This is a genomic window from Bradyrhizobium sp. BLXBL-03 (assembly GCF_051853015.1).
Lineage (GTDB): Bacteria > Pseudomonadota > Alphaproteobacteria > Rhizobiales > Xanthobacteraceae > Bradyrhizobium > Bradyrhizobium manausense.
Window position 1 is genome coordinate 4486738 of the sequence record NZ_CP182470.1, and the last position, 24382, is coordinate 4511119.

Consider the following 24382-nt stretch of genomic DNA (forward strand, 5'->3'; position numbering starts at 1 on the left):
GAGAGGACGTCCGTGGTGATGTGACCACGGACGTCCTCTCGTTTGGTATGGATGCGTAGGTTGAGGGGCGTCTCCGCGCTATCTGTCGTGACGCATCACGAACCGGCAAAGCAAATGATCGAGCGAGATGCGTCCCGGTCCATAGGCCATGATGCCGAGCGCCATTGCCGCCCAGGTGATGTGGACCGGCCAGCCGTCGGGCACGGTGAGCTCGACAATGATGGTCATGAACAGGAGCCCGAGCGCGGCAAAGCGGGTGCCGAGGCCGAGCACGAGCAGGACCGGAAACATGATCTCGCCGCAGCCGGACAGGAAGGCCATCGTCGCGGGGCTCGGGTAATGATAGGGGCCGCCGGGCAGATGCAGCATGAATTCATCGGTGAAGAGCGTCACCGCAACGTCGCTCAATTTGAAGAAGCCGGTCCATTTGAGGATGCCCGAACGCCAGAACGGGACCGCCAATGCCAGGCGCAGTGCGAGCTGCACCATGGATGGAGTCGCGATCGCCTGGACAAGACCATTGGCCCTGTCGACGAGCACGCCGATGGAGGGCAGGGCAGTTGCAGGCGCGATACGTTGTTCCGAGATCATCTTGCGTCTCCAGACGTCAGCGAGGCGAAGGCGCCCGCCTCGAACAGGCCGGCGATGTTGGTGGCGAGATCGAAGTCGGGTGCCTCCTCCAGCGCCGCAGCGGCGGCTTCTGCCAGCATGCATCCCGACATCAGGCAAGTCAGGAAGACCGCACCGCCGGGCGGGAGCAGTTGCACCACGACGTCGACGTCCGGCCGCGTGATCAGGGCATCTTCTGGTAAGGATGCGTCGATGCTGTCGTCGGCAGACTCGGTGCCACGGTTGGCGGCAAAGATGGTCACCGCCGCGTAAGGCGAGCGCACCACGCGCGTCGCCGGATGCAACGTGAAGACGAGGCCGGCAAGACGATCGGGCGCGATGGTGGCCAATGCGGATGGCAAAAGCGGTGCGCTGTCGGCGGCGTGATAGGCGTCGAGCCACGCCCGCTCGATCCGGGCGACATCGGCGAGCCAAGGCAGCGATTGAGCGTGTTCATAGCGTTCGATGAAGGCGGGAAAATCGCGGCCGTAGTCGAACAGCAACGGGGAGTTCGGCGGGGTTTCTCGGACATGGAAACGCGCCATGGCGCGGAAAAACTCTGCACCCGTCAGGCGCTGCACGGCCGGGTAGATCGAGGCGAGCGCGTCGATCAGGCTGACCGTGACGTTGTTGCGATAGACGTTGTAGCACGTGACCGCCGGCTTGCCGCACGGCCCGGTCACGATGCTGGGGACCTCGCGGACAGGATCGAGCAAGGCAGGCGCGAACGCGGCCGCGTAGGAGGCGTGCGGTTCAGGCTGCATGACGAAGCCTCCTGACATGACGATCCAGGATCGTCTGTGCCGCCGCGGCCTCGGCCTTCAGGACCGGCCAATCGGGAATGTTGCTGTCCCATTCGATCAGCGTCGGAACGGGCCCGCAGCGCCCGATCACGACCTCGAACAGCTTCCAGACTGCGTCCGCGACCGGACCGTCATGGCTGTCGATCAGCAACAGCTCGCCTTCGTCGCGCTGCTCGGCGTGGCCGGCAAGGTGAATTTCGCCGACGCGCGCCAAGGGGAAGTCGGCGAGATATTGCAGTGCCGAGAAACAGTGGTTGGCCGCGGACACGAAGACATTGTTGACGTCGAGCAGCAGCCCGCAGCCGGTACGCTCGGCGACGGTGCGGATGAAGTCGGTTTCGCACATCGTGGAGTTGCGGAACGCTACATATGTCGAGGGATTTTCCAGCAGGATCGGCCGCCGGATCGCCTCCTGCACCTCGTCGATATGGGCACAGACGTGAGTGAGCGTCGCCTTGTTGTAGGGCAACGGCAGGAGATCGTTGAAGAAGCTGGTCTCGTGTGTCGACCATGCCAGATGCTCGGAGACGAGGGCGGGCTGATAGCGCGCGACGAGGCCGCGAAAACGTGCCAGATGGGAGCGGTCGAGCGGCGTAGGTCCGCCGATCGACATGCAGACGCCGTGCAGCGAAAGCGGATGATCGCGCCGCAGCCGCTCCAGCATCCGGTGCGGCGGTCCACCCGCGCCCATGTAATTCTCGGCGTGGACTTCGAAGAAGCCGCGTTGCGGACCCTCGTCGAGGATTGCGGTGAGATGCTCGGGCTTGAAGCTCGTTCCGGCGACGCCGCCGAGGGGAGGCGAAAAGCGGAGGGGGACGGCCGCAGACGTCCGGGGGCTGATCGTTGCGTCCATGTCGCTCCTCCGCGCCGTTTGCATTAGTGCCGCCTCGCCTCAGACCGGCTTGAGCGAGCCTTTCTTGCCGCCAGGCAGCTCGATGCTGGCGCAGGTGCCGCCCTGCACGAATTTCCAGGCGTTGCCCTGGAAATCGGCGGTCGAAGTACCCTGGCAGGTCGTGCCCGGTCCGGCGGCGCAATCGTTCTGGCCCTTCAGCGCCACGCCGAAGCACTTTTCCTTCTTGGCTGCGATCGCAGCGTCGGCCTCGGCCTTGGTCAGGGGAGCGGCGGAGGCGAGGGTTGCGAGTGCGGTGGAGACGGCGCCGGCGAGTACGAGCGAACTGATGGTGGTCTTGGCAGACATGAGATCTCTCCTCTGGAGTAGGGCATTGGGCCCAGGGTCTCGTTCGTCCTCGCCGCAGCCGGCGTTACCGGAAAGGCTGCTCACGAGTTGGTGAGACAGTTGGTGACGCGCACGATGTCGTGCGCTGGGCGGCGAATTAGCGGCAGGTGGGGAGATAGTTCCAATGCCTAGTCTCTATGGAGACCTTAGCCGGCGCGCATTGGCCGGGACTGCTGGCATCTGCGAGACGTAACGAACGGCTGCGGGCCTGCGAAGGAGGTTAGCAGTTCGCCTCGTCAACCCGCCGGATCAAGTCATGGACGCCAGCCACGGACGCGTGACATCAGGCCAGGCGCTGCGGCGGTTGTCGGTCAGCATCCGTCTCGCCGTGTCGGCGCTGGTTTTGACCGCGATCCTCTTGACTGCGGCCTTGTCCAGCCTCCTGTGGTGGCGCACGGCGGAGGCGACCAGCCGGCAACTTGCCTCGACCATCAATGAGCAAATCGTCGCCGCCGTTCGCAAGGAAGTCGGCGCGATCGTCGACGAAGCGCGCGCGGCGCACACCGCGATCCGCACACTTTTTCTGCAAAACGTCCTCGATACCCGTGAGGCCGACAAGCGCGAATTCGTGTTTCTGTCTCAACTGCAATCTCAGGCGACGATCTCCTGGGTCGCGTTTGGCTGGCCCGACGGCGCGTTCTTTGCCGCCCACAAGCTCGGCGACGGCCGCATGGAGATGATGGAGATCTCGCTCACCGATCATGCCGGCCAGCGCCGCATCGACGAATACGACGTCGTGCCCGGCGATATCGAATTTGCCAACCGCCGTTTCGAGCCGACCGATTTCCATGTTGCCGATCGCACCTGGTTCAAGACCGGACTGAAGGCCGAAGAGCCCGCATGGTTCAAGGTCACGGACCATCCGATCGGGGAGCGTCCGTCGATCGCCTTTGCAGGTCCGATCGACGTCTATCAGGAGCGCCAGGGCGTGCTGGCCATCATGATCGAATATACCCGCCTGGCGCGCTTCCTTGCCCAGCTCGAGGTCGGGCGTACCGGAACAGCCTTCATCTTCGATGGCAGCGGCGAACTGGTCGCCGCGCCCGACAAGGACGCCGATGAATTGCATCCCGCGCACAGTGACCAGAAGTTGCTGCCGCTGGCGCAGAAGGCGCTGGCCCAGGCCGGCGGCGGCAAGGAAAGCTGGCGTAGCCGGCTCACCTCAGACGGTGCCGCCTATGAATTCGCACTCACGCCGCTGCCGTTTCCCGGCTGGCGGCTCGCAACCATCATTCCGGAGGCCGAGTTTCTCGGTCCGGTCGAGACGACGTTACGGCGCCTGATCCTCGGCCTCGCTGTCGGCGCAGTGCTTGCGGCTCTCGCGTCCGCCTTGCTCGCCCGCACGGTGATCGCAGCCCCGCTCTCCCGCGTCGTCGGCGAGATCCGCCATGTCGAAACCTTTGCGCTGGAGCTGGTGCGCCGTCATCCCTCGCGACTGAAGGAGATTGCAAGCTTGTCGGGCGCGATCGCGGAGATGGCCGCCGGTCTTTCGGCGTTCCGTAAATTCATCCCGGCCGATCTCGTCCGGGCGCTGTTGCGCCAGGGCGTCGAGGCAAAGCCCGGTGGCGCGATCCAGGAATTGAGCGTGATGTTCGTGGACGTGGCCGGCTTTACCGGCCTTTCGGAGCGTATGGGCGACCGCGTCGTGCCCTTGCTGTCGCGCTATCTCGACCTTGCCTCGGAAGTCGTCGTCGCCAATGGCGGGACGATCGATAAGTTCATCGGTGATGCCGTGATGGCGTTCTGGGGCGCGCCGCAGCCACAAGCCGATCATGCGGAGCGCTGCTGCCGCGCCGCGCTCGGCATCCGCCGCGCCATCGCGGAATCCGGCCTCACCGACGATCTCGGCCATCCCCTGCAGATCCGCATCGGCATCAATTCCGGCCGCATGCTGGTCGGCAATATCGGCTCCGAGCTGCGGCTGAACTACACCGTGATTGGCGACGCCGTGAACGTGGCAAGCCGCCTGGAAAGCGCCAACAAGAGCTATGGCACGCAAATTCTGATCGGCGAGGCAACCGAGCGCCTTGCCCGTGGTGCCATCATCACACGCGAGATCGACAGCATCGCAGTCTATGGCCGCGAAGAGGGGATCGTTGTCCATGAATTGATCGGCCTGGCAGGGAGGGCTGACGCAGAGCGCCAGGCCACAACGTGGATCGCGCGCTACGAGCACGGTCTTGCCAAATATCGAAGCGGCGATCTCGAGGGCGCCATCGTTGATTTCGAGACGGTGCTGTTGGATCAGCCGCAAGATATTCCGGCGAAGGCAATGCTCGCGCGTTGCAGCGAGCTCCTGGAGAATAAGCCGACAGTTTGGCGGCCGGTCACCACCTTGAACTCAAAATAGCGTCCTCACGCGCAGAGCCAGCGTGCCAGGTCTAAGCCGCGGCCTCCCGCGGCGGCGGCACCAGCGCCAGCTGATCCCGTACGCTCGGCCGCGCCTGCATCCTTGTGTACCAGGCGGACAGTGCCTCGCATTCGCCGGGCACCGGCAGCTGGACGAGCTTCGCGAAGATCAACCCACCGATCACGGTGATGTCGGCCATCGAGAAGGCCTCGCCGGCAACGAAGGGCTGCTGCCGCAACACCGAATCGAAATAGTGCATCCCCTTGATCGCCCTGTCGCGCTGGCGCAGGCCCCATTCCCTGTTCTGGTAGATCTCGACCTGAGGTCCGAGCCCGGGCGTGGCGTGATGGAAGTAGACGCTGATGGCGTCGAGCAGCTCCAGCTCCGCGCGCTTGCTCATCATGTGGATCACGCCCTTTTCGCGCGGCGTCGTGCCGGTGAGGGTGGGCGCGCCGTCGAGCGCGTCCAGATATTCGGTGATGGCCGTGCACTCGGCGATCAGCGTGCCGTCGTCGAGCTCGAGCACGGGCAGGGTGCCCGAATAGTTCTTGCTGGCGATAAAGTCGGGCCGCTTGTGCTCACCCTTGCGCAAATTGACGAGCACGAATTCGACGCGGGACTGCAGCTTTTTCTCGGCCAGCGCGATGCGGACGCGGGCGGGATAGGGGCCGGTCGGAAAGTCGTAGATCTTCATCGGCGTGTCCTCGTTACCTACCTGTCACTTGGTAGGTAGACGTTAAGCTTTGTGCTTTACCTGGTCAATGCCTATCTGTCAGTTGGTAGGCTGACGGATCGGTGATGAAGGGACCCATGAGTGCGAATGCCAAAGAGGCGATCCTGGCGGCGGCCAGGCGCACCGCGCAGGCCCATGGCTATGGCGGCCTGAACTTTCGCGACCTTGCCGCGGAGGTCGGCATCAAGGCCGCCAGCATCTATCACCACTTTCCCAGCAAGGCCGAGCTCGGTGCTGCAGTGGCGCGGCGTTATTGGGAGGACACCGCGGCAGAGCTCGAGGCGATGCTGGCCGAAAGCGGTGATCCCAGGCAAAGCCTGAGCCGTTATCCGGAAGTGTTTCGCACCGCGCTGACGCGGGACAACCGCATCTGCATGTGCAGCTTCATGGCCGCCGAATATGACGACCTGCCGGATGCGGTGAAGACCGAGGTGCAGGCTTTCGCCGACGTCAACGTGGCGTGGCTCGCCAAGGTCCTGTCCGCCGCAAGGGTTGTCAGCCCGAAGCAGAGCCAGGCGCGCGCCCGCGCCATCTTCGCGGCCGTCGCCGGCGCGCAGCTGATGGCGCGCAGCCGCGCGGATATCGCCCTGTTCGACAGCGTGATCGAGAGCTATCGCGCCGCGGGCCTGTTGCCGGCATAGATCCCAGCGTTCCACCAAGCAGGCAGCTGCGCCGACTTCGGCCCGGAAGGGACCCCGGTGGATCCGACCAAAGGCCCCGCCGCAGAGCCGCGCGAGCTACTGTGCATGGGGTTGTTTTCGACATTTTGGCAAACGAGCTCGCTCGGAACGGCACCGGGTCAGCGTCCAATGGGAACCTATTCCCCAGCGCCGCGTTGCCTCGCCATGACTGAAGACCTTTCCTTCCGACGCAAACCCCTGACACCGGAACAGCGCCAGGCCCGCGATGCGGCTCGCCGGATCGAGGCCGAGAAGGCCATGCGCGACCATGAGGAGGCGCAGAAGGCGTTTCACGCCAATCGCGAGCGGCTGAAGGCCGAGCGGCTGGCGCGCGAGGCGGCTGCAGCAAAGGCCTGACAGTCCGCGGCTGCTGTGCGCCGCCGGTTCAGCGCCGGCTCGAAGGACGCAAGGCGCAGGCGCTCAAGCCGTCGAAATTCCCGAAGCTCTCTGTTCACGCGTCGGCTCTCGATCTCCCCGAGGCCATGCGGCAAATCGTCTAGCCAGCCGGGCCGGTCGGGGCCTGACGCTGCCTGCCGGTGCAAGCGACGCTTGACGGCGAACGCCTTCGGCCGGAAGATTCAATTGATCCTCAGATGACCAGAACCACGGAGACGTTCGCTCCCCGATCCAGATCCCACCCAGTGACAGCGCAAATGGAGCTGACCATGACCACGTTCGACAAGCGCGAGCAGGGCTTTGAGGCCAAATTCGCCCATGACGAGGAGCTCATGTTCAAGGCTGCGGCCCGGTCGAACAAGCTGCTCGGGCTGTGGGCCGCAGGCGAGCTCGGACTCAGCGGCGATGCCGCCGCCGCTTACGCGACGAAGCTGGTGACCGACGGTCTGGCGAATCAGACCATGGACGAGACCATCAACAAGGTCTCGAGCGACCTCGCCGAGAAGGGCATTTCACGCGAGCAGATTGCGCAGAAGATGCAGGAGTGCCTGCACCAGGCGCTGGGGCAGCTCGAAGTCGCCTCGCGCCAGGCTTGACGTCGACCAGCACCTCACTCCTGGTGCTTGCGCGTGGTCGTATCGCTGAACCTGTCCACGAAGGCGATGCCGATCGCCGACGCGACGAAAGTGATGTGGATCAGCACCTGCCACATCACGCCGTTCTCGGTGAGGCTGGCGCGGTTTGATCCGAGATTGCCGGCCTCGATGAAGGTGCGCAGCAACGCGATCGAGGAGATGCCGATAATCGCCATCGCGAGCTTGATCTTGAGCACGCTGGCGTTGACGTGGCCGAGCCACTCCGGCTCGTCGGGATGGCCCTGGAGGTCGAGCCGGGAGACGAAGGTCTCGTAGCCGCCGACGATCACCATCACCAGCAGGTTTGAGATCATCACGACGTCGATTAGCGCCAGCACGCTCATCATGATCTCCTGCTCGGTGAGATCGAGCGCGTGCGAGGAAAGGTGCCAGAGCTCCTTCAGGAACAGTACGATGTAGACGCATTGCGCCACGATCAGCCCGAGATAGAGCGGCAGCTGCAGCCAGCGCGACCCGAAGATGATCATCGGCAACAGGCCGAGGCGCGGCGAGGGCGGGCGGGGACCGGTGGTGGTTTCGGGCTCTACCGACATGCAATGTCCGATGATGGAGGTGACGCTGCTCCCATGTACCTCGCCCCGATGGCCGGAGAAAGACGGCGCCCCGGGTCGGTTGCTGGAGCTCGCGTCGTCTCATGCTATCGTAGAGGTGGAAAACGGGGAGGTGGGCAGTGCTGCGCAGCCGCTTTGGCAAGGTCGTAGGTCATGTCGCGCTTTCGAGTGCGATCATCTTCGGCGTGGGCGCTACGGGCGTCTCGGCGACACCGCTGACGCCGTTTCGCTATGAGGACCAGGCCCGGCGCCATTGCCCCGGCGACAAGGTGGTGTGGCTGGATTTCAAGAAGGGCGTCTACTACCGCAAGGGACAGAGGCTGTATGGCCAGGGGTTCGACGGCAGCTTCGTCTGCGCGAATGAAGCCCGCGACAGCCTCTATCGCAGCTCTCCGTTGGGCTTGCGCTAGCGGGGCGAGCGCGTGGCGGAGCGCAGCTATTTCTGCTTTGGCAGCGTCACCGGGACGTGCGCAGAGGTGCTGATGACCCGGGGGCTTCCGTCGGGATAGGTCCGACCGCCGCGGATCAGCGATTCCAGAACCAGGATGAATTTCTCGGCGAGCATGTTCGTCACCTTAGCTGGCGGTGGCCTCTTGAAATTGGTCGAGGCGCCGAACACGAAAATTCAATCAACTAAATGGGAGCGGGTCACAGCGCCTGCTGCGCTGCCATGGCCCAGCAATCCGAAAATGCCGCAGGGTGGTTGGAGGATTAGCCGAAGGCCAGCGCCACGAGGCTCGAGCAGAGCAGGACCAGACCGCCTGCGGTCAATGCCAGAAAGCCATCGGATACGAGGTCATGTTTGCGCATGGGACACCTGCTGCTCTCGTCCTCGATGCTCGATGCTCGATGCTCGATGCTCGATCGAATTGATTAAAATTGTCCGAACGTGCCGCTGTGAAGAAGTAGTGCAATGTCGCGCGCGCGAGTGCCTTCAGGCCCTCGTGCGGTAGCCTTCAAACGCATGGGCCAGGAAGATCCCTGCGCTTACCAGACCCATCAGTGCCGAAACCGTCTCGATCATCGCTAATTCCAATCCCGCCCCTGCACGCGAGAAAACGCGGGCAGCCTTGCACAGTCAAAAGAATTCCGGTGAAGCCAGCGATATCGGGGGTGGAGTGAGCTTTTGGCGCAACAGCTTGTGCGGGACTGGCACAGACGAGCCGGCGCCACGGTCCTCGCGCCCCGTAGATGAACGGAGAATTGCGAACGTCCTGTTTACCATCCCGGTGCGTAGGTTGTGCGCTCCCCATTTCCGCCGTGTTCGGGTTGCGTTATCGTTACCGTCTCCGGACGGTGGTGGGCCGCGCGGAGTTTGACGTCCGCAGGGCACCCCCGCAGGAAAGCGGGTTGGGTTCGTCTCCGGCGAAATGGTATTTGGGGCGAATGGGGATCCGACGGTCAGATTCGGTGATGCGGGCCGCGCGATGTGTTGCGGCGGTCGCCACCTGCCTAGCGCTTGCCAACTGCGCCTCGTCCAACAAGTTCGCCAGCCGGGTCGATCCCAAATACGGCGTGTCGTCGAGCCCGCGAGTCGTAGCCTGGGGCGAGCCCGTGCCCAAAGGCGGCGGCACCTATCGCGTCGGTAAGCCCTACGTCGTCGCCGGCCGGACCTACGTGCCGGAGGAGGACGTCAACTACCGGGCCGAGGGCACGGCGTCCTGGTACGGCGACGATTTCCACGGCCGTCTGACCGCCAACGGCGAAGTCTTCGACATGGGCTCGCTGACGGCAGCCCATCCGACCCTGCCGATGCCGTCCTATGCGCGGGTGACCAATCTCTCCAACGGCAAGTCGCTGGTCGTGCGCGTCAATGACCGCGGTCCCTATCACGGCAACCGTCTCATCGACGTCTCGAACAAAGCCGCCGAACTGCTTGAATTCAAAGGCAATGGCGTCGCCAGGGTCCGCGTCGAATATGTCGGCCGGGCGCCGCTGGAAGGCTCGGATGACCGCCAGCTGATGGCGACCTTGCGCACCGGCGTGCCGGCGCCGTCGCCCTCGATGGTCCGGGTCGCCTCGGCGCGGCCATTCGTGCCCGAGCTGCCTTCGTCGAACCGCGGTGCTATCAGGGGCGAAGTCCCGATGCCGGAAGGGCGGCCCTATAGCCTTGGCAATAGCGCAGCGGACGTCGCCTCGATCAACGCAACCTCGGAGATGTCGGCCTCGAGCCGCAGCCGGGGCCGGGCGCTCCAGAATGTCCGCCAGGTGTCCTATGATCAGGACGGCCGCTATGCCTCCGACAGCGGTCCTTCCGCCTCAGATGACGGCGCAGCCGAGGCCCGCAGCATCCTGACCGGCCGCGGCCTGTACTAATCGCGCGCCGCCGAGGGTGACGACGCTTCGCGCAGGAATCTGACCAGCGCGGCGTTGACCTCGTCGGGCCGCTCCTGCTGCACCCAATGGCCCGCGCCGTCGATGATGATCTTTCGCGTGAGATTGGGTAGCACGCGCTCCAGCTCGTTGACGCGCTTGGCACCGATCAGTCCGGTGATGACGGCATCCTGCGCGCCGGCGATGAAGAGCGAGGGTTGGCGGATCTGCGCGTCCTGCCAGGGCGCGGTCAGCTCCCAATTGCGGTCGATGTTGCGATACCAGTTCAGCCCGCCGCGGAAGCCGGACTTGCGGAAATTTTCGGTGAAATGAGCAAGATCGTCCTCGCTCAGCCACGCCGGTAGCGGCTCGTCGGCGGTCGCATGGCCGAGAAAGCCCTTGCCCTCCTGCACGAACATCGCGGCATTGGGGTCGGCAAGACCGCGGCCGCCGAGCACGATCCGCATGGTGCGGGCGACGTTCTGCTCGAACTCGCCCTCGGCGACACCGGGCGCCTGGAAATACTGCCAGTAGAAGTTGGTGATGCCGCCTTGCCGCAGCAGTTCGAGCGGCCTGCCGCGTCCGCGCAACGGCGGCGGCACGCTCAGGCCTGCGACGGCCGTGAAGATATCCGGCCGGAACAGGGCCGCATGCCAGGCGACCGGCGCGCCCCAGTCGTGGCCGACCACCATCGCCCTGGTCTTGCCGAGCGCCTGGACCAGTCCGACGACATCGCCCACCAGGTCAAAGATCGAATAGGCGGATACGTCCGGCGGCGCCGCGCTCTGGCCGAAGCCGCGCATGTCGGGAGCCACGACGTGAAAGCCGGCGGCTGCCAGTGCCGGGATCTGATGTCGCCACGAATATGACAGTTCCGGCCAGCCATGGCACAGCACAACCAGCGGTCCCTGGCCGGCGGCTTCGCGGATGAAGAGGTCGATCCCATTGGCCTTGATCACACGAGTCGTGGACATCGCTTTTCCGCCTTGTTTCAGGGGTTTGGTCGGGAAACATGAGGTGCCACGATAGGGATGCGACGAGAATCGTGCAATCTCGGAGCAAGCACCCGATCCTCGTGTTGTTCGCACCGGTTCCGTTTGTTAGAACGCCGCTCTCAGGGCTTCGCCATGGCATTTCATCTGATCCCGCTCCGCCATCCCCGGTTCACCGCCGGAGCGCTGGCACGCGGGCTGGTCGCGGCGGCGCTTGCCGTGAGCCTCGGCTGGGGCGGGGTGCTCTATGCCGCCAACCAGAGCGTCCAGGGCGCCAAGAAAACCGAAGATCCCGGCTTTGACGGCGATGCCCCCACGGCGATCCTGATCGAGGCCTCCAGCGGTAGCGTGCTGTTCGAGAAGAACGCCGACGAGCTGCGCGCGCCCTCCAGCATGATGAAGCTCGTGACCGCGGAGGTCGTGTTCAACGCGATCAAGAAGGGCGAAATCAAGCTGACCGACGAATACCGGATCAGCGAGAATGCCTGGCGCAGGGGCGGGGCGCCCTCGGGCGGCTCAACCATGTTCGCAGCCATCAACAGCAAGGTCTCGGTCGACGACCTCCTGCACGGCGCGATCATCCAGAGTGGCAACGATGCCTGCATCGCTCTCGCCGAAGGCATCGCGGGCAACGAGAAGATCTTTGCCTCCGACTTCATGACCAAGCGCGCCCGCGAGCTCGGCATGACCAAGTCGACCTTCGCCAATTCCAACGGCCTGCCCGACCCCGGCAACAAGATGACGGTGCGCGAACTCGGCATGCTCGCGCGTCACATCATCCTGGACTTTCCGGAGTTCTACAAACTGTTCGGCGAGAAGGAGTTCACCTGGAACAAAATCCGCCAACCGAACCGCAATCCCTTGCTCAATTCGATGGAAGGCGCCGACGGCCTGAAAACCGGTTACACCAAGGAAGGCGGCTATGGCATGGTCGGCTCGGCGGTGCAGAACGGCACGCGGTTGATCGTCGTGGTCAACGGGCTCGAAGACCCCGAGGATCGCGCCACCGAAGCCAAGAAGATGCTGGAATGGGGCTTCCGCAACTTCGAGACCCGCACCCTGATCGCGGCCGACGAACCGGTCGGCTACGCAAAGGTCTTCGGGGGCGAGAGTCGCTCTGTGAAGCTGGTTGCGAAAGTGCCGGTGAAGGTGATGGTGCACAAGAGCGGCGGCGACAAGCTGGTCGCGCGCGTCGTCTATAGCGGTCCCGTGCGCGCGCCGGTTCGGGAAGGCCAGCAGGTCGGCGTGGTCAAGGTCTGGCGCAGCGGCAATATCGCGGTGGAAACGCCGGTCTACGCTGCGGAATCGATCGGCACCGGCTCGACCATGCGGCGCGCGATCGACGGCGCCAGCGAGCTCGTGATCGGCATGTTCCGCGCAGGCGCCGAGAAGCTCTGACCATGAGTGAGAGCACGGGACAGCGGCCGTCCGGGCGCGGACGCTTCATCACCTTTGAAGGCGGTGAGGGGACGGGCAAGTCGACCCAGATCAAGAAGCTGGCCGAGCGTCTGAGTGCGGCCAGACTGCGGATCCTGGTCACGCGCGAGCCCGGCGGCTCGCCCGGCGCCGAGATCATGCGCCATCTGGTGCTGTCGGGGATGGGCAAGCTGCTCGGGCCCGAAGCCGAGACGCTGCTATTCGCGGCCGCGCGCGACGACCACGTCCACACCGTGATCGAGCCTGCGCTCAAACAAGGCGTCTGGGTGCTGTGCGACCGCTTCGCCGACTCGACACGAGCCTATCAGGGTAGCCTCGGCAGCGTACCCGCCGGACTGATCAACGCCATGCAGCGGGTCACAATCGGCGATCTCAAGCCCGATCTGACCTTCATCCTCGATCTGCCGGTCGAGATTGGCCTGGCGCGCGCGGCGGCGCGGCGCGGCAGCAGCACGCCTGACAGGTTCGAAGGCGAGAAGCTCGCTTTCCACCAGGGCCTGCGCGAGGCCTATCGCAAGATCTCCGTCGACGATCCCGCGCGCTGCGTGCTGATCGATGCCAATTCCGACCCTGATACGGTCGCTGGTCGCGTCTGGGCCGCGCTGCGCGAACGCCTCCTGCCGACGCCGGCTTCGGTGATCTCGGCATGAGCCCGCGTCAGGCCGAGCGCGAGAGTGTTATCCCGCATCCCCGCGAGACCAGCCTTCTGTTCGGCCATCGCGAGGCCGAGGCGGCGCTGCTGACCGCCTATCGCAGCGGGCGTATCCCGCATGCCTGGCTGATTGGCGGGCCGCAAGGGATCGGCAAGGCAACGCTGGCCTATCGTATGGCGCGCTTCGTGCTCGCCCATGGCCAACCCCTGGCGACGGCCGTGCAGACCGCCGAAGATCTCTTCATTGATCCTGATGATGCCGTGGCGCGACAGGTCGCAGCCGGCTCGCATGGCGGCCTGCTGACGCTGGAGCGCACCGCCAATGACCGTGGTGTGATGCGCACGGTCATCACGGTCGACGAGACTCGCGAGACGATCGCATTCTTCGGCTCGACGGCTGCAGCAGAAGGTTGGCGCGTCTGCGTCGTCGACACCGTCGACGAGCTCAATCCCAATGCGGCAAACGCGCTGCTCAAGATCCTCGAGGAGCCGCCGCAGCGATCGCTGTTCCTTTTGGTCAGCCACGCTCCGGCGCGCGTGCTCGCCACCATCCAGTCGCGTTGCCGCAAGCTGCGTCTGCGATCACTGCCGACCGACGAGGTCATTGCCGCAGCAGCTGCGGCCGCCGACATCCCGCCGACTGATTTGGCACTGCGCGAGGCAGCGGAGGCCTCCGAGGGCAGTGTCTCGCGCGCGCTGACGCTGCTCGGCGGCGATGCGCTGAAGCTCCAGCAGCGCACCGCCGCGCTCTTGGCACGGTTGCCGGAGGTCGATCCGCGTGAATTGCACACGCTTGGTGAATCCCTCGGCACCAGCGACCGCGTGGCCCTTGCCGCCTTCGTCGACGGCATCGATCGCTGGATCGCGGAGCGCCTGCATGCAGACGAAGCCAATGCCAACCAGAACCTGCCGCGCCTTGCGCGCTTGAGCGAGGTATGGGAAAAGATCGTCCGCGCCGCGCGCGACACCGAAACCTACAATCTGGAGCGAAAGCCCTTGGTTTTCTCGGTGTTCGGCTGGCTGGCGGACGCAACGCGCTAGAGCATGATCCGGAAAAGTGTGTAGCGGTTTTCCGAGAGGAGCATGCTCAGAATAACAACCTAACGCAGTTCGTTTCCAAAATTCGAGAAGCCGGTAAAGGAATTTGTCGTGGCAACACGCGCTAAGAAAGCCGCCAAGGGCAAGAGCAGCAAGAAGGCTGCAAAGAAGGCCGCCAAAAAGGCCGTGAAGGCGCTGGCGCGTAAGGCTGCCAAGAAGGTCAAGAAGACCAAGAAGGCCGTCGCCAAGAAGGGCGTGAAGAAGAGCGCTGCAAAGACGGCAAAGAAGGCCAGCAAGAAAGCTGCCAAGGCGCCGGTCATCGCCAAGAAAGCGGTGAAGAAGCCAGCAAAGGCTCCTGCGAAGAACGCGGTCAAGAAGGCGAAGGTGGCTGAGCCCGCCGTGATCGCCGCGCCGGCACCCGTCGCTAAGCCGCCGAAGACGGTGAAGCCCAAAGTGTCGAAACCCAAGGCGCCGAAGCCGGTGACCGCATCGAAAGCGGATGTGGTCGCTGCTGCGCCCGCCCGCGACAATGTCTTCTACATCTCGACCGCCATCGCCTATCCCAACGGCAGCCCGCATATCGGTCACGCCTATGAGGCGATCTCGGCCGACGTGCTGGCGCGCTTCGCCCGGCTCGACGGCAAGGACGTGTTCTTCCTGACCGGCACGGACGAGCATGGCCAGAAGATGGTTCAGACCGCGCAGAACGAGGGCCTGTCCCCGTCCGCACTCGCGACCCGCAATGCCAACCGCTTCAAGGAGATGGACCAGCGTCTGAACGTCTCGTTCGACCGCTTCATTCGCACCACCGAAGAGCAGCATCATCGCTCGAGCCAGGAGATCTGGCGTCGCATGGAAGCGAATGGCGACATCTACGCCGACATCTATTCGGGCTGGTACTCGGTGCGTGATGAGGCCTATTACGCCGAGGACGAGACACGCCTGAACGACGATGGCGTACGCCTCGGGCCGCAAGGCACGCCGGTCGAATGGGTCGAGGAGAAGAGCTATTTCTTCCGCCTGTCGGCCTATCAGGACAAGCTGCTGAAGCTTTACGCGGACCATCCCGAATTCATCGGCCCGGATGCGCGCCGCAACGAGGTGGTGAGTTTCGTGAAGGGTGGCCTGCGCGATCTCTCGATCTCGCGCACCACCTTCGACTGGGGCGTGAAGGTGCCCGGCAACGAAGAGCATGTGATGTATGTCTGGGTCGACGCGCTGACCAACTACATCACTGGCGTAGGCTTCCCTGACGAAAGCGATAAGAACTGGCGCTACTGGCCGGCCGACGTGCATATCATCGGCAAGGACATCATCCGCTTCCACGCAGTGTACTGGCCGGCTTTCCTGATGTCGGCCGGCCTTGCGCTGCCGAAGCGGGTCTATGCCCATGGCTTCCTGTTCAACAGGGGTGAGAAGATGTCGAAGTCGGTCGGCAACGTCGTCGACCCGTTCAATCTCGCCGACCAGTACGGCGTCGACCAGATGCGCTATTTCTTCCTGCGCGAGGTCTCCTATGGCCAGGATGGCAACTACAACCACGAGGCCATCGTCGCGCGCATCAATGCCGACCTCGCCAACGATCTCGGCAACCTCGCGCAGCGCTCGCTGTCGATGATCGCCAAACAGCTCGGCGGCGTGCTGCCGGAGCCCGGCGCGTTAAGCGACAACGATAAGGCGATCCTGGCGATGGCCGATGGCATGATTGCCGCATCGCGCGAAGCCATGGCGACACAGCAGATCCATCACTGGCTCAACGCCGTGTGGGCTGTGGTCGCGGAAGCCAACCGCTATTTCGCGGGTGAGGCACCATGGGCACTCGCCAAGACCGATCCTGTCCGGCAGAAGACGGTGCTCTACGTCACCGCGGAAGTCGTGCGTCAGATCGCGATCCTGGCCCAGCCGGCGATGCCGACCGCATCGGGGTTGCTGCTCGACAGCCTCGGTATCCCGGCGGCTGAGCGCAATTTCGCGATGCTCGGCGGCGAGAAGCGGATCGCGCCCGGCACCACGCTGCCAGCGCCGACGCCGGCTTTCCCGCGCTACATCGATCCGGCGGCCTGAGGCGCATGATGCTGGTCGACAGTCACTGCCATCTGGATTTCCCGGACTTTGCGGAGGATATCGACGGCATCGTGTCGCGTGCCCGCGCGGCTGGGATCGGCCGCATGGTCACGATCTCGACACGGGTGCGAAAGCTCGATCAGCTTCTCGCCATCGCCGAGCGTTATGACGACGTCTATTGCTCGGTCGGCACCCATCCGCACAACGCGGATGAGGAAGACGGCATCTCGCCGGACGAGCTGATTGAGCTGACACGGCATCCCAAGGTGGTCGCGCTCGGCGAAGCCGGGCTCGACTATTTCTACGACGACGGGTCGCCCGCGGCGCAGGCAAGGGGCTTTCGTGCCCATATCGCCGCCGCGCGCGCCACGCGCCTGCCGCTGGTGATCCATACCCGCGAGGCGGACGAGGACTGCGCCCGCATCTTGGAAGAGGAGGCGGCCAAGGGATCGTTTCGCGCCGTGCTGCATTGTTACACCGGCGGGCGTGAGCTGGCACTGAAGGCGGTGTCGCTCGGGCTCTATATCGGCTTCACGGGCATCTTGACCTTCAAGAAGTCGGATACGCTGCGCGCGCTTGCGGCCGAACTGCCTGCTGACCGTATTCTGGTTGAAACAGACTCGCCCTACCTTGCGCCGGGCAAGTTCCGGGGCAAGCGCAACGAGCCGGCCTATGTGGTCGAGGTCGCCAAGGTTCTGGCCGAAACGCGCGGGGTGTCGTTGGACGAGATTTCTCGCCAGACCACCGACAATTTCTTCCGCCTGTTCTCCAAGGTGAAAGCTTGAGGTTCTGAGCCGCATGACGCTGACGCTGACGATCCTGGGCTGCGGCTCCTCCGCCGGTGTTCCGCGTCCCGCCCTCGGCTGGGGCGCATGCGATCCGACCAATCCGAAGAATCGCCGCCGCCGCTGCTCACTGCTGGTCGAGCGGAAGTCCGAGCATGGCACGACGCGGATCGTGATCGACACCTCGCCGGACCTGCGCGAGCAACTGCTCTCGACCAACGTCGACCACATCGACGCGGTGTTCCTCACCCACGAGCACGCCGACCAGACCCATGGCATGGACGATCTGCGCTCGGTCGTCATGCACATGCGCCGCCGCATCCCGACCTATTTCAACCAGTCGACCGCCAAGGACATCATGGCGCGGTTCTCCTATTGCTTCATTTCGCCGGAGGGCAGCGACTACCCGCCGATCCTGACACGGCATTCGATCGAGGCGGGCGAGAGCCAGACTATTCTTGGGAAGGGCGGCGCCGTGACGATGACGGCCTTCCTGGTCCAGCACGGCAACATTCCTGCGCTCGGCTATCGTATCGGCGATGCCGCTTACACGCCGGACCTCAATGACATCCCACGCGAGAGCTGGGGCGCGCTGGAAAATCTCGACCTCTGGATCGTCGACGGCCTGCGCTACACCAGCCACGTCAGCCATTTCAGCATCAACGACGCTTTGTCGTGGATCGAGCGCTTCAAGCCGAAGCGCGCCGTGATCACCAACATGACGGCGGACGTCGATTATGAGGTGATCCGGCAGACTCTGCCCGCAGGCGTGGTGCCGGCCTATGACGGCCTGCAGCTGCAGACACATTGACCTACCAGGCGTAGCGCACCGCGGCTTTGCGGGTATGGCCGCGCACTATAGTCTCGACAGCCTGCGAACCCGACGCCAATTAGGTCGAGATCGCCTTCGCCGACCCAACTTCGTTGCGCAGCAGGAATTTCTGGATCTTGCCGGTCGACGTCTTCGGGATCGGTCCGAACACGACGGCCTTCGGCGTCTTGAAGCCGCTCATATGGGTGCGGCAGAAGGCGATGATCTCGGCCTCGGTCGCGCTCGCGCCGTCCTTCAGCTCGACGAAGGCGCAGGGCACTTCGCCCCATTTCGGATCGGGCTTTGCCACCACCGCGGCGAACAGCACCGCCGGATGCTTGTAGAGGATGTCCTCGACCTCGACGGAGGAGATGTTCTCGCCGCCGGAGATGATGATATCCTTGGAGCGATCCTTGATGATGACATAGCCGTGCTCGTCGAGCACGCCGAGATCGCCGGTGTGAAACCAGCCGCCCTCGAAGGCTTCCTTGGTCGCCTTCTCGTTCTTGAGGTAGCCCTTCATCACGATATTGCCGCGGAACATCACCTCGCCGATGGTCTCGCCGTCGCGCGGGACCTGCTGCATGGTCTGCGGATCGATGACGGTGACGCTTTCCTCGAGCGGGTAGGGAACGCCCTGGCGGCGCTTCATGCGGGCGCGCTCGGCAGGCGCAAGCTCGTCCCAGCCCGGCTGCTCGGCGCAGACCGACGCGGGGCCGTAGACCTCGGTCAGGCCATACACATGGGTGAGCTTGATGCCGATGTTTTCGGCGCCTTCCAACACCGCGACCGGCGGCGCTGCGCCGGCGATGAGGCCGACGACGCGGCGTGCCGCGTTGCCCCGTGGCGCATCGGGCGCATTGATCAGCGTGTTGTACACGATCGGCGCGCCGCACATGTGGGTGACGCCGTGCTGCCTGATCAGCTCGAAAATCTTGGTCGGCTCGACCTTGCGCAAGCAGACATTGATGCCGGCCGCGGCCGCGATCGTCCAGGGGAAGCACCAGCCGTTGCAGTGGAACATCGGCAGGGTCCAGAGATAGACCGGATGCTGGCCGAGATTGCCGGCGAGGATGTTGCTGACGGCGTTGAGATACGCGCCGCGATGATGGGTGACGACGCCCTTGGGATTGCCGGTGGTGCCCGAGGTGTAGCTCAGCGCGATCGCGTCCCATTCGTCGCTTGGCAGGATTGCCGTGAAGTTCGGATCGCCTTGCGCGACGGCGGCTTCATATTCGATCTCGCCGATGCGCTTGCCACCCTTGAACGCGGCATCGTCGACGTCGATCACGAACGGCTTTGGCCCGGTCATCTGCGCCAGCGCATCGGTGATGACGCCTGAAAATTCAGGATCGACCAGGATGATCTTGGCGGCCCCATGGTCGAGCTGGAAGGCGATGGAGGGCGGATCGAGGCGGATGTTGAGAGCGTTGAGCACAGCGCCGGTCATGGGAATTGCGAAATGCGCCTCGTTCATTGCCGGAGTGTTCGGCAGCATCGCAGCGACGGTGTCGCCGACGCCGATGCCTTTGCTGGCAAGATAGGAGGCAAAGCGCTTGCAGCGCTCATGCGTCTGCCTCCACGTGAAGCTGCGGCCCTCATAGACCGTGCTGATGTGATCGGGATAGACGCCGGCGCTGCGCGCGAGGAAGCTCAGCGGCGACAGCGGCACATAATTGGCGGGGGTCTTGTCGAGGCCGATATCGTACTGGTTCTGCCGCTCACTCATCGACACCCTCCTTGACGCCATGCGTTACAGGAATCCGATCGAGATCCAGGGGAACACCGCGACGACGATCAATCCCACCAGCAGCGCCAGCAGATAACCCCAGATCGGCCTGATGCCCTCGGCGGGCTCAACGCGTCCGATGGCACAGGCAGCATAATAACCGACGCCGAACGGCGGCGCGAATAGCCCGATACCCATCGCAAGGATGATGATCATGGCGTAGTGCACCTCGTGCACGCCAACGGCGCGGGCGATCGGAAACAGCAGCGGCCCGAACAGCACGATCGCCGGGATGCCCTCCAGCACGCTGCCGAGAATGGTGAAGGCCAGGATCGATACGGCGATGAAGCTCGCAACTCCCCCTGGCAATCCGGTCATGGCGGATGCCAGCGAGCGCGAGAAGCCTGATTGCGTCAGGCCCCAGGCCATGCCGGTGGCCGTGCCGATGATCAGCAGGATCGCGCCCGACAGCGCCGCCGTCTCGACCAGCATCGGAAACAGCCGCTGCCAGTCGAAGCGGCGGTAGATGACGAGACCGACGAGGGCGCCATAGACGATGCCGATGGTCGAGACCTCGGTGGCTGTCGCAATGCCTTCGACGACGGCGTAGCGGATCACGAAGGGCAGCGCGAGCGCGGGCAGGGCGATGACGAAGGTCTTGCCGATCTCGGACGCGGTTGCGCGGCGGACATGGCTCATGTCCTCATGGCGGTAGCGCCACCACACCAGCATGCAGAGCGTGACCGCGAGCACGACGCCTGGCAGCAGGCCGCCGGTGAAGAGGGCGGCGATCGACACGCCGGTGACCGAGCCGATCGTGATCAGCACCAGGCTCGGCGGAATGGTTTCAGTCTGGGCGCCGGTCGCCGCGAGCAGTGCGACGAGATCGCCGGGCTTGGCGCCACGCTGCTTCATCTCCGGGAACAGCACGGGCGCGACCGCAGCCATGTCGGCGGCCTTGGCGCCTGATATGCCGGACACCAGGTACATGGCGCCGACCAGCACGTAGTGCAGGCCACCGCGGACATGGCCGAGCAGGCTCGCCAGGAACGCCACCATGGCCCGGGCCATGCCGGTCATCTCGATCAGGAGCCCCAGGAACACGAACAGCGGCACGGACAGCAGGATGAGGTGGCTCATGCCCTCGTCCATCCGTCCGACCAGCACCATGACCGGCGTGTGCGTGGTTAGCGCCAGATAGCCGAAGATGGCTAGGCCAAAGCCGAACGCAATGGGAACGCCGGCGAAGACGCAGAAGCCGGCGACGCCGACGAAGAAGATCACGAGGTTGAGATTGCCGAGCGGCCGCAGGTAGGGCTGTGCCAGCCAGAACAGCCCGACCACGAGCGCGACCGACATTGCGGCCGTCAGCACCTTCAGGTAGTCGGCCGCCCGCAAAAGACGCAGCAGCGCGAATGCCGCCATCAGGCAGAGCCCGACCGGCAGCGCGACGGCGCGCCACATGTTCGAAATCTGCAGCGCTGGCGTCGTAATGAAGCTCTCTTCGTAGGCGTAGTCGTAGGCCGGCCAGACGATCATCGCCAGGAAGCCAGCGCGGCAGAGACCGCCACCAGATCGAGCCAGGCCCGCATCGCAGGCGTGGCGCTGGCGACGATCGCGGTCATGCGCATATGCTCGGAGCGGCGGAACGCCACTGCCGCGCCAAGCATGGCCAGCCACAGGAACAGGATCGAGGCAAGCTCGTCCGACCAGATCAGCGGCCGGTGCAAGCCGTAGCGCGCGACCACGCCGGCGAACAGGATCACGATCTCGGCGACGACCAGGATCGCCGCGGGGATCTCGACGGCGAGGCCGAGGATGCGCTCCAGCGAAGCCAGCAACTGAGATCGGCGAGGGGGCTGACCAGCCACCTCGCCCACCATTTCGGTCACCTGAGCCTCGACCTGAGCCATGACGGCCCCAACGCGTTACGACAGCTTGCCGACGGCCTTTTCCAGCAGCTCCCAGGCCTGCTCGCCATATTTGCCCTTCCATTCGGCATAGAAGCCGGCGGAGCGCAGCTTGTCGCGGAATGGCGCGACCGTGGGCTGGTTGAAGGCCAGGCCCTTGCCCGCCAGCTCCTGCTGGAGATTGGCGTTCAGCTTGGCGGTGTCTTCGCGCTCCTTGAGGGCGGCCGCGTTGATATTCTTGGCGACGATGGTCTTGATGTCGTCAGGCAGCGCGGCCCAGGCCCTGCGGTTGGCCAGGAACCAGAATCCGTCCCACATGTGGTTGGTCAGCGAGCAGTATTTCTGCACCTCGTAGAGCTTGGCGGTCGAGATGATCGCCAGCGGGTTCTCCTGGCCCTCGACGATCTTGGTCTGGAGCGCGGAATAGACCTCGGCGAAATTGATCGAGGCGGGCGCGGCGTCGAACGCCTTGAACATCGAGGTCCACAGCGGCGACACCGGCACGCGGATCTTGAACCCCTTGAAGTCATCGGGTCCGGTGATCGGCTTGGTCGACGACGTGGTCTGGCGGAAGCCGTTGTCCCAGATCTTGTCCATGACCTCGAGGCCGGCCTTCTTGATCTCGCCGCGGACAAAGGCGCCGAGCTCGCCATCCATGGCCTTCCAGACCGTGTCGTAGTCCGGGAATGCGAAGCCGATGCCATTGATGGACGCGGCCGGCACCAGGGTCGACAGGATCAGGCCCGACAGCGTGAAGAACTCGACGCCGCCGGAGCGGATCTGGCTCAGCATGTCGGTGTCGGAGCCGAGCTGGTTGTTCGGAAAGATCTGGAGGTCGAACTTGCCGCCGGTCTCGCTCTTGATCGCCGCGGCCATCTCCTTGGCGCGGACGTTCAGCGGGTGCGAGTCAGGCAGGTTGTTGGCGTATTTGTAGGAGAACGCGGCGGCCTGGGCACGGGCCACATAGGGCGCGCTGACCCCGCCAAAAACGGCGGTCGCGGCGGTGGCCTTGAGAAGCGTGCGGCGGGAAAAACGCGTTGAAAGGACCATGGGTCTGCTTCCTCGGAAGTTTGTTCTTGTTGTGAGACGCAAACCTATACGGACGTCTGGTCGGCAGTCATCTGCGATCTCGTGGAGCTCGCTTATTGCAGCCGGACAGGGTCACGGCAATATCGGCTTTCGATGTGGGGCAGCCGCGATCCAGAACGCGAAAACAACCCCATGCACAGTAGCCGTCAAGCATGGAGAGCGGAGGCCTAAATTGACGTTGGAGCGAAGGCAGCGTGGCAGCAATTCGTCCTAAACATTTGATCTAATTCGAGATAAATATATTCCATAATATACCTTATGCGAATTACGGATATGGACCCCGGGTAACCTGTCGATTGGTTGGATCTGAGTCCTTCGCGCTGGGTTCGAGTCTCCCTCCCTTGGCTGCGAGCTGCTGCCTCACCAAAAGGCGCGCTGCTGCAGCCGTCCGGTACGCATCGTTGTAAGCGCAGCGCAGGTGCCTCGCCAGGCACCGGCCTGCTCGGCAGGCCGTTGTGCCGGACGGTTGACCAGACCATCACGCGAGGAGACCCTTCTTGCCTGCGAGCGGACGCGCGGAAAACTCGATCATGTGTGCCTCCTCTATCGACCCATCGAAGCCGCTACCGACGCAGTTAGGCTCCATCGACGCCAAGCATCTGCGAGAAGCACGACAGGGTCTCTTTGCCATCGCCTTGTATCGTTTTCGCCGCGTGATCTTCAGTGGTTGATGGCGGCTGATCGGTCGGCCGGGAAGTCCGCTTCGCGGCTCTCTGTGCCTCGGGCGTCGCCGCACCAGGGCGCTGCTCAGCCTGGTGCGATCGGCAGTTCCTCGCACTCCTCTTTGGCCAGCAGCCGCAGCATCTCAACGCCGAATTCGCCTTCCTGAAGCGTTTTGATGTACTTTATTTCTCCGGAGAGCCGAAGAGCCTCCGCCAACGCAAGCGCCTGCCGTGCGGTCTTCGCATCCGCTGCCGACAGGGCACGCGTCGCCCTGCTTTCAAAGACAATCGTATAGAGCATATCCGTTCCCTCTCGAGGCGGGCAGATCGCGCTGGCGCTCCCGCCACCCGGCTCCCCAGACGCATGTTCAAGAGCCCGACGGTGTTCGTAGATGCTCGAACAACTTGGCGACGTCGCCGACCGAGCGCGACCAGGATTGCTGCGCAAACTCGAAATGGCACTTGATCGCCTCGACGGCGTCGTCGCACTTGGCAAGCTTATTCAAATACTCAGCCTGGTCCTGAAGGCGCGAGGCGGCGAACCCCCAAACCTCCTTCGATATCGCCGTATAGGGAAGCTTTGCACTGCCATTGAAGGTCTTAAGCCAGTCGGGAGGCGAGAACGAAAAGGTCGGGGTCGCCGATGCTTCATGTGGCATTGGATGCCCTCCAGGTTGACGATGGCAAAAAATAGGGCGGCATTTCCCGATGCGTGTTGACTCAGGTCAATGCAGCTTCGGCTGGAACTGCGCAAGATTTCAAATGCATGCTCGGTCTGCGCCTAGCTTTATCGGCTTGACTGCGGCGGGCCGGCGGACGGAGAGCGAAGCGGACCAGCCATGATTCATCGAGGCCGCGAGCGGCCGCCGTCGACTGCCGGCTGAT

General features: G+C 64.1%; 24 protein-coding genes and 1 pseudogene. 12 read left to right on the plus strand and 13 right to left on the minus strand.

The annotated features are described in order from the left end of the window. Positions 1-78: 78 nt before the first annotated feature. Genes ACNJX9_RS21610 through ACNJX9_RS21625 form a run of 4 tightly spaced genes read right to left on the minus strand, consistent with a single transcriptional unit; the run spans position 79 to position 2610 of the window. Complete coding sequence (locus ACNJX9_RS21610) at positions 79-591, minus strand: DoxX family protein (protein WP_057755096.1); 513 nt, start codon at positions 589-591, stop codon at positions 79-81. Continuing rightward, the gene (locus ACNJX9_RS21615) at positions 588-1373 is read right to left on the minus strand and encodes an HvfC/BufC N-terminal domain-containing protein (RefSeq protein ID WP_439404089.1); all 786 of its coding nucleotides are present in this window, start codon (positions 1371-1373) and stop codon (positions 588-590) included. The genes ACNJX9_RS21610 and ACNJX9_RS21615 overlap by 4 nt, the downstream gene beginning before the upstream one ends. After that, the gene (bufB, locus tag ACNJX9_RS21620; protein WP_439404090.1) at positions 1363-2265 is read right to left on the minus strand and encodes an MNIO family bufferin maturase; all 903 of its coding nucleotides are present in this window, start codon (positions 2263-2265) and stop codon (positions 1363-1365) included. Before bufB ends, ACNJX9_RS21615 begins: the two co-directional genes overlap by 11 nt. 39 nt (positions 2266-2304) lie before the next feature. Continuing rightward, positions 2305-2610, minus strand: coding sequence for a BufA1 family periplasmic bufferin-type metallophore (locus ACNJX9_RS21625; protein WP_057755090.1), 306 nt, complete (start codon positions 2608-2610; stop codon positions 2305-2307). Between the two features lie 295 nt (positions 2611-2905). Here ACNJX9_RS21625 and ACNJX9_RS21630 point away from each other — a divergent pair, with 295 nt between their 5' ends. Continuing rightward, positions 2906-4999 carry an adenylate/guanylate cyclase domain-containing protein gene (locus tag ACNJX9_RS21630; RefSeq protein WP_439404091.1) on the plus strand — a complete coding sequence of 698 codons (2094 nt, stop codon included), beginning with the start codon at positions 2906-2908 and terminating at the stop codon, positions 4997-4999. A 31-nt stretch (positions 5000-5030) separates the two neighbouring features. On the opposite strand, the gene ACNJX9_RS21635 is transcribed toward ACNJX9_RS21630, so the two are convergent. Further along, positions 5031-5693, minus strand: coding sequence for a glutathione S-transferase (locus tag ACNJX9_RS21635; protein ID WP_439404092.1), 663 nt, complete (start codon positions 5691-5693; stop codon positions 5031-5033). A gap of 116 nt (positions 5694-5809) precedes the next feature. Between ACNJX9_RS21635 and ACNJX9_RS21640 the strand changes: the two genes are divergently transcribed. From ACNJX9_RS21640 to ACNJX9_RS21650, 3 genes are all read left to right on the plus strand, one after another. Next, positions 5810-6373, plus strand: coding sequence for a TetR/AcrR family transcriptional regulator (locus ACNJX9_RS21640; protein WP_439404093.1), 564 nt, complete (start codon positions 5810-5812; stop codon positions 6371-6373). Between the two features lie 204 nt (positions 6374-6577). Next, positions 6578-6769: a hypothetical protein gene (locus tag ACNJX9_RS21645; protein ID WP_057756667.1), complete on the plus strand. Its 192-nt coding sequence runs from the start codon at positions 6578-6580 to the stop codon at positions 6767-6769. Positions 6770-7077: 308 nt separating this feature from the next. Then, the gene (locus ACNJX9_RS21650; protein ID WP_057756665.1) at positions 7078-7404 is read left to right on the plus strand and encodes a DUF1476 domain-containing protein; all 327 of its coding nucleotides are present in this window, start codon (positions 7078-7080) and stop codon (positions 7402-7404) included. Positions 7405-7418: 14 nt separating this feature from the next. Here ACNJX9_RS21650 and ACNJX9_RS21655 read toward each other — a convergent pair whose 3' ends face one another. Beyond that, a complete protein-coding gene (locus tag ACNJX9_RS21655) occupies positions 7419-7997 on the minus strand; it encodes a TIGR00645 family protein (protein ID WP_057755080.1) in 579 nt (192 codons plus the stop codon). A 137-nt stretch (positions 7998-8134) separates the two neighbouring features. On the opposite strand from ACNJX9_RS21655, the gene ACNJX9_RS21660 reads away from it, so the two are divergent. Next, positions 8135-8425 carry a hypothetical protein gene (locus tag ACNJX9_RS21660; protein ID WP_057755077.1) on the plus strand — a complete coding sequence of 97 codons (291 nt, stop codon included), beginning with the start codon at positions 8135-8137 and terminating at the stop codon, positions 8423-8425. 26 nt (positions 8426-8451) lie between these two features. On the opposite strand, the gene ACNJX9_RS21665 is transcribed toward ACNJX9_RS21660, so the two are convergent. Then, entirely contained in the window at positions 8452-8580 is a 129-nt protein-coding gene (locus ACNJX9_RS21665; RefSeq protein ID WP_271597404.1) for a hypothetical protein, read from the minus strand. 848 nt (positions 8581-9428) lie between these two features. On the opposite strand from ACNJX9_RS21665, the gene ACNJX9_RS21670 reads away from it, so the two are divergent. Beyond that, complete coding sequence (locus ACNJX9_RS21670) at positions 9429-10331, plus strand: septal ring lytic transglycosylase RlpA family protein (RefSeq protein WP_057755071.1); 903 nt, start codon at positions 9429-9431, stop codon at positions 10329-10331. On the opposite strand, the gene ACNJX9_RS21675 is transcribed toward ACNJX9_RS21670, so the two are convergent. Continuing rightward, the gene (locus ACNJX9_RS21675; protein ID WP_439404094.1) at positions 10328-11302 is read right to left on the minus strand and encodes an alpha/beta fold hydrolase; all 975 of its coding nucleotides are present in this window, start codon (positions 11300-11302) and stop codon (positions 10328-10330) included. The genes ACNJX9_RS21670 and ACNJX9_RS21675 overlap by 4 nt on opposite strands. A gap of 153 nt (positions 11303-11455) precedes the next feature. Between ACNJX9_RS21675 and ACNJX9_RS21680 the strand changes: the two genes are divergently transcribed. From ACNJX9_RS21680 to ACNJX9_RS21705, 6 genes are all read left to right on the plus strand, one after another. Next, a complete protein-coding gene (locus ACNJX9_RS21680; protein WP_439404095.1) occupies positions 11456-12718 on the plus strand; it encodes a D-alanyl-D-alanine carboxypeptidase family protein in 1263 nt (420 codons plus the stop codon). 2 nt (positions 12719-12720) lie between these two features. Continuing rightward, positions 12721-13407: a dTMP kinase gene (gene tmk, locus ACNJX9_RS21685; protein ID WP_439404096.1), complete on the plus strand. Its 687-nt coding sequence runs from the start codon at positions 12721-12723 to the stop codon at positions 13405-13407. Then, complete coding sequence (locus tag ACNJX9_RS21690) at positions 13404-14450, plus strand: DNA polymerase III subunit delta' (RefSeq protein WP_439404097.1); 1047 nt, start codon at positions 13404-13406, stop codon at positions 14448-14450. Before tmk ends, ACNJX9_RS21690 begins: the two co-directional genes overlap by 4 nt. 108 nt (positions 14451-14558) lie before the next feature. After that, positions 14559-16511 (plus strand): methionine--tRNA ligase, encoded by a 1953-nt coding sequence (gene metG / locus ACNJX9_RS21695; RefSeq protein WP_439404098.1) that lies wholly within the window; start codon positions 14559-14561, stop codon positions 16509-16511. Positions 16512-16519: 8 nt separating this feature from the next. Further along, positions 16520-17296 (plus strand): TatD family hydrolase, encoded by a 777-nt coding sequence (locus tag ACNJX9_RS21700; RefSeq protein ID WP_439410099.1) that lies wholly within the window; start codon positions 16520-16522, stop codon positions 17294-17296. A gap of 13 nt (positions 17297-17309) precedes the next feature. Beyond that, complete coding sequence (locus ACNJX9_RS21705) at positions 17310-18107, plus strand: MBL fold metallo-hydrolase (protein ID WP_439404099.1); 798 nt, start codon at positions 17310-17312, stop codon at positions 18105-18107. 79 nt (positions 18108-18186) lie between these two features. On the opposite strand, the gene ACNJX9_RS21710 is transcribed toward ACNJX9_RS21705, so the two are convergent. The 5 genes and pseudogenes from ACNJX9_RS21710 to ACNJX9_RS21730 all read right to left on the minus strand — a co-directional run bounded on the left by ACNJX9_RS21710 (position 18187) and on the right by ACNJX9_RS21730 (position 24156). Beyond that, positions 18187-19836 (minus strand): acyl-CoA synthetase, encoded by a 1650-nt coding sequence (locus ACNJX9_RS21710; protein ID WP_439404100.1) that lies wholly within the window; start codon positions 19834-19836, stop codon positions 18187-18189. A 24-nt stretch (positions 19837-19860) separates the two neighbouring features. Then, positions 19861-21719, minus strand: a pseudogene (locus tag ACNJX9_RS21715) (TRAP transporter large permease). 45 nt (positions 21720-21764) lie between these two features. Further along, positions 21765-22796 carry a TRAP transporter substrate-binding protein gene (locus ACNJX9_RS21720; protein WP_439404101.1) on the minus strand — a complete coding sequence of 344 codons (1032 nt, stop codon included), beginning with the start codon at positions 22794-22796 and terminating at the stop codon, positions 21765-21767. A 786-nt stretch (positions 22797-23582) separates the two neighbouring features. Continuing rightward, positions 23583-23798 (minus strand): hypothetical protein, encoded by a 216-nt coding sequence (locus tag ACNJX9_RS21725; RefSeq protein ID WP_439404102.1) that lies wholly within the window; start codon positions 23796-23798, stop codon positions 23583-23585. Positions 23799-23865: 67 nt separating this feature from the next. Next, positions 23866-24156 carry a phasin family protein gene (locus ACNJX9_RS21730; RefSeq protein WP_439404103.1) on the minus strand — a complete coding sequence of 97 codons (291 nt, stop codon included), beginning with the start codon at positions 24154-24156 and terminating at the stop codon, positions 23866-23868. Between the last annotated feature and the right edge of the window lie 226 nt (positions 24157-24382).